General features: G+C 69.9%; 10 protein-coding genes. 5 read left to right on the forward strand and 5 right to left on the reverse strand.

Features of this window, described 5'->3' with window-relative positions; genetic code table 11:
* The first annotated feature begins 335 nt into the window (after positions 1-335).
* A complete protein-coding gene (locus G3N92_RS27970; protein ID WP_206130826.1) occupies positions 336-896 on the forward strand; it encodes an ecotin family protein in 561 nt (186 codons plus the stop codon).
* A gap of 16 nt (positions 897-912) precedes the next feature.
* Here the strand turns inward: G3N92_RS27970 and G3N92_RS27975 are convergent, their stop codons facing one another.
* The 3 genes from G3N92_RS27975 to G3N92_RS27985 all read right to left on the reverse strand — a co-directional run bounded on the left by G3N92_RS27975 (position 913) and on the right by G3N92_RS27985 (position 2,840).
* Entirely contained in the window at positions 913-2,103 is a 1,191-nt protein-coding gene (locus tag G3N92_RS27975; RefSeq protein ID WP_206130827.1) for a serine hydrolase, read from the reverse strand.
* A gap of 126 nt (positions 2,104-2,229) precedes the next feature.
* Positions 2,230-2,442, reverse strand: a complete 213-nt coding sequence (locus G3N92_RS27980) for a hypothetical protein (RefSeq protein WP_206130828.1) — start codon at positions 2,440-2,442, stop codon at positions 2,230-2,232.
* Positions 2,443-2,567: 125 nt separating this feature from the next.
* The gene (locus tag G3N92_RS27985; RefSeq protein ID WP_206130829.1) at positions 2,568-2,840 is read right to left on the reverse strand and encodes a hypothetical protein; all 273 of its coding nucleotides are present in this window, start codon (positions 2,838-2,840) and stop codon (positions 2,568-2,570) included.
* Positions 2,841-2,991: 151 nt separating this feature from the next.
* On the opposite strand from G3N92_RS27985, the gene G3N92_RS27990 reads away from it, so the two are divergent.
* A complete protein-coding gene (locus G3N92_RS27990) occupies positions 2,992-3,717 on the forward strand; it encodes a hypothetical protein (RefSeq protein ID WP_206130830.1) in 726 nt (241 codons plus the stop codon).
* Positions 3,718-3,729: 12 nt separating this feature from the next.
* Here G3N92_RS27990 and G3N92_RS27995 read toward each other — a convergent pair whose 3' ends face one another.
* Positions 3,730-4,647 carry a LysR family transcriptional regulator gene (locus G3N92_RS27995; protein WP_206130831.1) on the reverse strand — a complete coding sequence of 306 codons (918 nt, stop codon included), beginning with the start codon at positions 4,645-4,647 and terminating at the stop codon, positions 3,730-3,732.
* Between the two features lie 92 nt (positions 4,648-4,739).
* Between G3N92_RS27995 and G3N92_RS28000 the strand changes: the two genes are divergently transcribed.
* Positions 4,740-5,477: a glutamine amidotransferase gene (locus G3N92_RS28000; protein WP_206130832.1), complete on the forward strand. Its 738-nt coding sequence runs from the start codon at positions 4,740-4,742 to the stop codon at positions 5,475-5,477.
* A gap of 33 nt (positions 5,478-5,510) precedes the next feature.
* Here G3N92_RS28000 and G3N92_RS28005 read toward each other — a convergent pair whose 3' ends face one another.
* The gene (locus G3N92_RS28005; protein WP_206130833.1) at positions 5,511-6,281 is read right to left on the reverse strand and encodes a DeoR/GlpR family DNA-binding transcription regulator; all 771 of its coding nucleotides are present in this window, start codon (positions 6,279-6,281) and stop codon (positions 5,511-5,513) included.
* Positions 6,282-6,542: 261 nt separating this feature from the next.
* Here G3N92_RS28005 and G3N92_RS28010 point away from each other — a divergent pair, with 261 nt between their 5' ends.
* Positions 6,543-7,538, forward strand: coding sequence for a 2-keto-3-deoxygluconate permease (locus G3N92_RS28010; protein WP_206130834.1), 996 nt, complete (start codon positions 6,543-6,545; stop codon positions 7,536-7,538).
* A partial coding sequence (locus tag G3N92_RS28015) for a four-carbon acid sugar kinase family protein (protein ID WP_277396202.1) occupies positions 7,538-7,725 on the forward strand: 188 nt, incomplete at its 3' end. The genes G3N92_RS28010 and G3N92_RS28015, both read left to right, overlap by 1 nt.

The following is a 7,725-nucleotide window of genomic DNA, read 5'->3' on the forward strand; positions in this document are numbered from 1 at the left end:
TGCCCCACACGTTCACGGTGCCGTAGACGGGTGCGTAGGCCGGCTGGCCGTAGGCATAGCCGTTCGAGTAATAGGGATCGGCGTAGCCGTCGTAGTAGCCGCCAGGGGCGGCGACGCAGCCTGCCAGGGCGGCTGCGATCCCGAGCGTTCCGAGCAGTCTCAGCATGGTGGGGTTCTCCAAATGTGCTGTCTGTAAGAAAGGGGCGGGGCGTGCATGGTTCGAGGCGAATTGTGTCAGGAGATTACAATCGCGTAACCCGCGCCGCGCTCGCCGCTACGGCCTCGCGTGCCGGCGCGATTCCCTTTGGCACCATCCGTTCGATCAGGAGATCCGCATGCATCGTCCGAACCGGCTGTCCGTTGCCGCCGCTCTCGTTGTCGCCCTGTGCGCGTCCGGCGCCGCCTTCGCGCAAACCGGCACGCCCGCGCCGGCGCCCGCCGCAGTCCCCGCCAATCCCGTCGCGCCGGTGCCGCCCACGGCGGCCAATCTCGACCTGACGTCGTATCCTGCGCCGCAACCGGGCATGCAGCGCTCGGTGATCGCGCTGCCGGCGCTGCCGCTCGAAGAGGACGTGCGCGTGCAGGTGATCGTCGGCAAGACGCTGCCGATCGATTGCAACGTCCGCAGCTTTCCGGCGCGACTGCAGCATGACACGGTGCCCGGCACCGGCTATCCGCTGTACCGCGTGACCGACGTGGGGCCGGTGGCGTCGACGATGATGGCCTGTCCGCCTTCGGCCGCACCGCAGACAGGGTTCGTGATCGGCCGCGGCGACGGCTTCCTGTTGCGTTACAACAGCCGGCTGCCGGTGGTGGTGTATGCGCCGGTGGGCTACGACGTGCGCTACCGGCTCTGGCAAGGCTCGAACGAAGTGGGCCGCGCGACGGTGCGCTGAACGCTGCCCGGCCCGCTCAATGCAACGAGCAGGCCAGCCAGTTGCGGATGCGGATCGCATCGGCGATATGGTCGGCCGGGCCGGGCGCGTCGAGCAGCACGATGTCGACGGGCCGCCCGTCGATCAGGTAGCGGATCACCACGCAATGGCCGGCTTCGTTGATGAAGCCGGTTTTCTGCAGCGTGATGCGCCGGTCGCCGCCGCGCACCAGCGCATTCGAATTCACGTAACGCAACTGGCCGTGCCCCGGTCGCACGGTCTGGCCGCGATCGGTCGAGAACGCGCGGATCGGCGTGTAGCGGTTGGCGGCGGCCACCAGTTGCGCGAGATCGCGGGCGGTCGAGACGTTGTGCGGCGACAGCCCGGTCGGGCTCACGAAGTGCGAATTGCTCATGCCGAGCGCGCGGGCCTTGCGGTTCATCGCGGCGAGGAACGCCGGGCGGCCGCCCGGATAGTCGCGCGAGAGGGCGGCAGCGGCGCGGTTCTCCGACGACATCAGCGCGATGTGCAGCATGTCGCTGCGCGACAGCACCGAGCCGACCTTCAGCCGCGAGCCGGTGAACTTGATGGTGTCGCGGTCGGCCGCCGTGACGCGGATCTTGGTGGCCATCGGCGCCCGGCGGTCCAGCCACACGACGGCCGTCATCAGTTTGGAGACCGATGCAATCGGCCGGATCTGCCTGGCGTTGCGCTCCAGCAGCACGGTGCCGGTGCGTTCGTCCACCACGTAGATCGAGCGCGAGCGCAGCAGGCGCCGGGTGGCCGGCGTGTAACCGCAGCCGGCCAGCAACTGCGGCTTGGCGAAGTCGCCGATCGGATCGGCCGTTCGTGCGATGGCGGGCGCCGCGTGGCGCACCGGCGGCTTCGGCTTGCGCTTCGCGTTCGTGCCGCGTGCGGCGCGCTTGCGATGCAGGCGCTCGTGCGATACCACGCTGTGCTTGGGCACCGCGCGGCGGCGCGGCTTGCGGTGCACCGCCGGATGACGGCGCGGCTTGAGCGCCGCCGCATGATGGCCGCGCTTGACGGGCCGCGCGACGCAGCGTTTGCCGTGCGCGATCTGATGGGCGGCGCAGTGACGCGCGGCGGCCGACGCCGGGCCGGACACGCCGGACAGCAGCGCCGTGGCGAGCGTCATCACGAAGAGGGCGAGAATGCGCCGCACGGAAGGCGGACGACGCAGCAGGGAAGCGATCAGATGGCGAATCATGCGGATGACGGCGATTGGACGGACGCGGCCGGGGCTGGCCGGCGCCGCGCGTAGGACAGGCGCGTGGCGGAAAGATTCACGCGCCGCGCGAAATGCGGCGCGCGGCGGCGGGTGTCGGCCTCGGCGTCAGTCCCAGAAACTGCGGATCGCGACCGCGACGATCACCGGCACCGAGAACACCAGCGGGATCGCGAAATAGGGCGCTTCGCGATCGACCACGTAGCTGTAGATCACCCAGCCCGCACCGACCGCGAACGTGATCAGGCCGGCGATCACGGCGATGATGTTCTGGGTGCGGACGGACGGTTGGCGCTTGGGTCGTTCGGAATCGGTGGGCATCGTCGGCAGCGGAAACGGGGGCGGCACGCGCGCAGCGAAGGCCGGCCGCGCGAAGCGCGACGGCGTCATGATCGCAGCAAAGCGGCGCGGCGTGCAAGGCACGGGCCCGGGGACGCCGGGCGCGATCAGGCGTTGTTGCCGTCGTCCGGCGTTTCGATGCCGGCCGCGCCTTCGAGCAGGCGGCGCGTGGCTTCGTACGAATGCAGCATCTGGTCGGGCCACGGCGATTGCAGCATCACGGCTTCGTGATTCTCGAAGGCCGACGACAGCAGTTGGCCGAGCTGCGGCGAGCGCAGGTGGCGCAGCAGCACCGACAGCGCGATCGCGGTGGCCTGGCTGGCGCCGGCCGTTTGCAGTTCGGCGGCGGTCAGCGCGGCGATTTGTTCGTTGACGTTCATGAAGGAGCCTCTCGTGTGACATGGGCCGCGCGGGGCGCGGCAAAGGCGGGATTTTCGCACGAGCGCGGCGCGGCGCTCGACGCCGCGATGGATCGCCGCTTTTTCCGCCGCGGCTGTGGGGCCGCGTTCATGGTGCGCCGGCGCGCGGGCGTTGCGGCTGAAAAAACCGGCGCGCGCGGCTTATGCACAGGCCTTGCATACTGGATGCCTGTGCATAAGCCGCGCCGCGCCGTGCGTTTCGCATATCGGTCGCCGGCTTCGCCAGACGGCGCGCACGGCGCAGCCGTTCGGGTGTAAATGGAAAGCTTCCATCCGACACAGACAGCCCGCCATCATGGTGACGACAAACCTTCGCAATCTGACGAACGCGCCGGTCGATACCGCGCGCACCGATACGCGCCAGCCCGCGAACGGGCAGCGGCAGGATCATGGCGACAACACGCGCCGCGTCTCGATGGGCCATCTGTCGAACATGCCGCCGAGCTTTGCGGCCCAGCAGCGCGCGGCCGGCGGGCGTCCGCGCAACCGCACGGCGCCGGGCGCCAACGCATCGGCTCACCCGGCCCATGCCTCGCTGCAAAACCACGCGATGCCGTTCATGGCGCAAATCGCGCCGTCGGTGCTCGATTCGGCTGAGCAGGCGGAGCAGTACGAGGTCACCGCGCTCGGGCCGCTGACCGACGACCCGATGATCGGGATGACGGGGCACGCGGGGCCGGTTGCCGAAGCGCCGCCCGGCGTCGATCCGGACGAGCATCGCGTGGGCCAGGAGCTGGTTCAGCACATGACGCGCAAGATCGGCCAGACTCATGACCAGATGATCGAAACCATGAAAAAGTCAACGGAAGACCTCAAGAAAGAGGGCGAAGACGACTGATGCCCGGCGCGCTCAGCCCGGCGCGCCGATCCGCTGCGCGATGAACGCCAGGAAGCTGCGGATCTTCGGCGCGGTGTGGCGGCTCGGCGAGCAAAACGCCCACGCGTCGCCGTAGTAGTTCGTCTTGAATACCCAGTCGGGCAGCACACGCTCGACGCGGCCGTCCCGCAGCGCCGCCGCCGCCACGAAATGCGGCACCCCGCCGATGCCGATACCGGCCAGCACCGCCTCGAGCCGCACGCCCGAATGATTGGCGACATAGCGCCCGCGCACGTCGACGGCCACCGTCGTTCCCTGTTGCTCGAAGCGCCAGCGCGTGTCCACCGGATCCTCGCTGAGCGTCACGCAGCTGTGCGCGGCCAGATCGCGCGGATGCGCGGGCGCGCCGTGCCGCGCCAGATAGGCCGGCGTCGCGCACACCACATGCTCGATGCGCAGCAGCTTGCGGCCGACCAGGCCGGGCGGCGGATCGTCGGTGATGCGGAACACGATGTCGACCTGATCGGCGGCCGGGTCGAGCGGCCCGTCGTCGAGCTTCAGCACCACGTCCACCGACGGGTGCGCGGCCAGGAAATCGGGGATGTTCGGATGGATCAGAAAGCGCCCGAGCGCGCGCGGGGCGCTGATCCGCAACGTGCCGGCCGGTTCGGCCGAGCGCCGTTCCGCCAGCGACATCACCGAGCGGGCGGCGGCCACCAGCTCGGCGGCATGGCGCAGCACGTCCTCGCCTTCGTCGCTGAGCCGCAGCTTGCGCGTGGTGCGCACGATCAGCCGCGTGCCGAGCGCGCGCTCGAGCCGGGCGATCGCGCGGCTGACGGCCGACGGGGTCGAGCCGAGCCGGCGCGCGGCCTCGGAGAAGCTGCCCGCTTCGGCGACCTTCGCGAACGTCGCCATCTCCACCATCAACTGCGGGATTTGATTTGTGCTCACGGGGAACAGGTCCTTGCTCGGTCGCGCGTATTATCGGCCGCCGGGGCGCTGCGTACAATCGGCGCACCGTCCTGCCACTCGCTTCCCGTTCGATGAAAAAACCGCTTCTGATCGTGATTGCCGGCGAAACCTTCGCCTCGATCCGCGCCGCCCACGGCGATTTCGCCGACTGGATCGAAGCCGGGCTCGTATCCGATCCGGCGGCGGGCCTGCCGGTGGCGCGGTTCGACGCGCGCGGCGCCGGCGCGCTGCCCGATCCGCGCGGTTTCGCCGGGATCGTCGTGACCGGTTCGCATGCGATGGTGACGGCGCGCGAGGCCTGGAGCGAGCGGCTCGGCAGCTGGCTGGCCGATTGCGCCGAATCCGCCGACGGCCCGGCGCTGCTCGGCATCTGCTATGGCCATCAACTGCTCGGGCAGGCGCTGGGCGGCGAGGTGGGCGACCGCCGCGACGGGCGTTTCGAGATCGGCACCGTCACCATCGCGACGACGGCCGATGCGGCGGCGGACCCGCTGTTCGGTGCGCTGCCGGCGAGCTTCGACGCGCAAGTCGTGCATTTCCAATCGGTGCATCGGTTGCCGGCCGGCGCGCAACGGCTGGCCGCGAGCGACGCCGACGCGTGCCAGGCGTTTCGCTACGGCGCGCGCACCTGGGGCGTGCAGTTTCATCCGGAATTTCCGCAGGCGGCGATCGAGGCGTATCTCGCGATCCTGCGCGCCGAGCCGGGCGAGCACGGCGCGCAAGCGGTGCCGCCGAATGCGAGCGTGCGGGCCACGCCGGTGGCGTTCGGTGTGCTCGGGCGTTTCGCGCGCCTGTGCGCCGAAGGCTGACGCGCGACTACGCGGGCAGCGGCCGGGCGCGCATCACGCGTCCTGCGCCGCGCACTCCACCGTCACCTCGCTGCGCTGCGCGAAGCGCGCCAGCAGCGCCGCATCGGCCTGCGCATCGGTGACCAGCGTCCAGTTGCGGTCGAGCGGCGTCCAGTGCTGCTGGCTCGCGCGCTCGAGCTTGTTCGACGTGACCAGCACCAGCACCTGCGCGGCCTGCGCGGCGATGCATTCCTTCAGATAGGCCTGCTCGGCCGACGCCTCGCACAGGCCGCGCCCGGCCACCACGCCGTCCGCGCCCAGAAACGCCTTGTCGAAACTGACGCGCGACAGCGCCAGCTGCGCGATCGGCCCGAGCGTGCTCATGCTCGACGGGCGCACGTCGCCGCCGATCAGCGTCACGCGCACCTCGGCCGCCGCCAGCGTGGCGACGGCCAGCAGATTGTTGGTGACCACCTGGATGTCGCGCCGCCCCGACAGCCAGCGCGCGAGCGCGGCGGTGGTGGTGCCGCCGTCGAGAAAGATCGTGTCGCCGTCCTGTACGTGCCGCGCGGCCGCGCGCGCGATCGCTTCCTTCTGTTCGCGAAAGCTCGAGCGCCGCGTGTCGAGCGATTCCTCCGGCTCGTGCATGCCGACCGACGCCGCGCCGCCGTAGGTCCGCACGATGCGCCGCTCGTCGGCGAGCGCGCGCAGGTCGCGGCGCACGGTCGCCTCGGACATGCCGAAATGCTCGCAGAGCGCGGCGACGTCGTTCATGCCGGACAGCACCGCTTTGAGCATCGCCTCGCGGCGTTTCTCGACTTTCATGACGTTCCTGTGCAGTGTTTCGATGGTTGCGGGAGGCGAGGCCCGCCAGTGTAGCGGAGGCGCCGCGCGCGGCGCGTTCCGACCGAATGACCGAGATTTTGATCGATCCAGTCAATATGGAGCGATTTTCTGCACCAATCGATCAGGGTAATCCCGTGTGAGCCGGCAATTGCAGGAATCTCGCGTTGTCGCTACACTCCGTTTTGATCGAATCGGTCAAAGTGTGATCGATTCAAACAGAAATTGCCTGGGGAGACACGGATGGCTCAGATTCACATCAAGCGCGCCATCGAGCGCGTACCGGGCGGGATGATGATCGTCCCGCTGCTGATCGGCTCGTTGATCGCGACGTTCCTGCCGACCATGCCGAAGTTTTTCGGCTCGTTCACCAACGCGCTGTTCACCGGCTCGCTGCCGATCCTCGCCGTGTTCTACGTGTGCATGGGCGCGAGCATCGACGTGAAGGCCACGCCCTACCTGCTGAAGAAGGGCGGGGCGCTGTTCGCGACCAAGGTCGGCACGGCGATCGTGGCGGGCATCGTGCTGGGCCACTTCCTCGGCGAGGCGCCGGTGTCGTCGGGTCTGTTCGCGGGCATCTCGACGCTGGCCGTGGTGGCCGCGATGAACGACACCAACGGCGGCCTCTACATGGCGCTGATGGGCCAGTACGGGCGCTCGGAGGATGTCGGCGCGTACACCATCATGTCGCTCGAATCCGGCCCGTTCTTGACCATGGTCACGCTCGGCGTGGCCGGCCTGTCGGCATTCCCGTGGCCCACGCTGGTCGGCAGCATCCTGCCGCTCGCGCTCGGCATGCTGCTCGGCAACCTCGATCGCGAAATGCGCGAGTTCCTGAGCCGCGCGGTGCCGGTCATGATCCCGTTCTTTGCGCTGGCGCTCGGCGCCGGCCTCGATCTGCACAAGGTCTGGCAGGCCGGCCTGCTCGGCATCCTGCTGGGCGTGGCGGTGGTGATCGTGACGGGCGTGCCGCTCTACTTCGCGGATCGCCTGACGGGCGGCACCGGCGTGGCCGGCGTGGCGGCGGCCAATACCGCGGGCAATGCGGCGGCGGTGCCGGCGCTGATCGCGGCGGCCAACCCCGTGTACACCGAGGCGGCCAAGTCGGCCACGCTGCTGGTGGCGGCCTGTGTGGTGGTGACCGCGATCGCCTCGCCGATCCTGACCGCTGCCGTGGCCAAGCGCGTCAACGCGAGAAGCGGCGCGCGGGCCGGCAACCCGGTGCGCGAGGGCGCGTGATGAGCACGTCCGGTCTGCTGATTGTTGCCGACGATCTGTCGGGCGCCGCCGACTGCGCGATCGCGTTCGCGGCGGCCGGGCGGCGCACCGTGGTGTCGCTCGACGCGAGCGCGCCGGTGCGTCCGGCGGCCGTGGTGGCCGTCGATACCGACACGCGCCGCCTGACGCCCGCCGAAGCGGCACAGAC

It is taken from the genome of Burkholderia sp. Ac-20379 (assembly GCF_017104645.1).
In the GTDB taxonomy this organism is placed as follows: Bacteria; Pseudomonadota; Gammaproteobacteria; order Burkholderiales; family Burkholderiaceae; genus Burkholderia.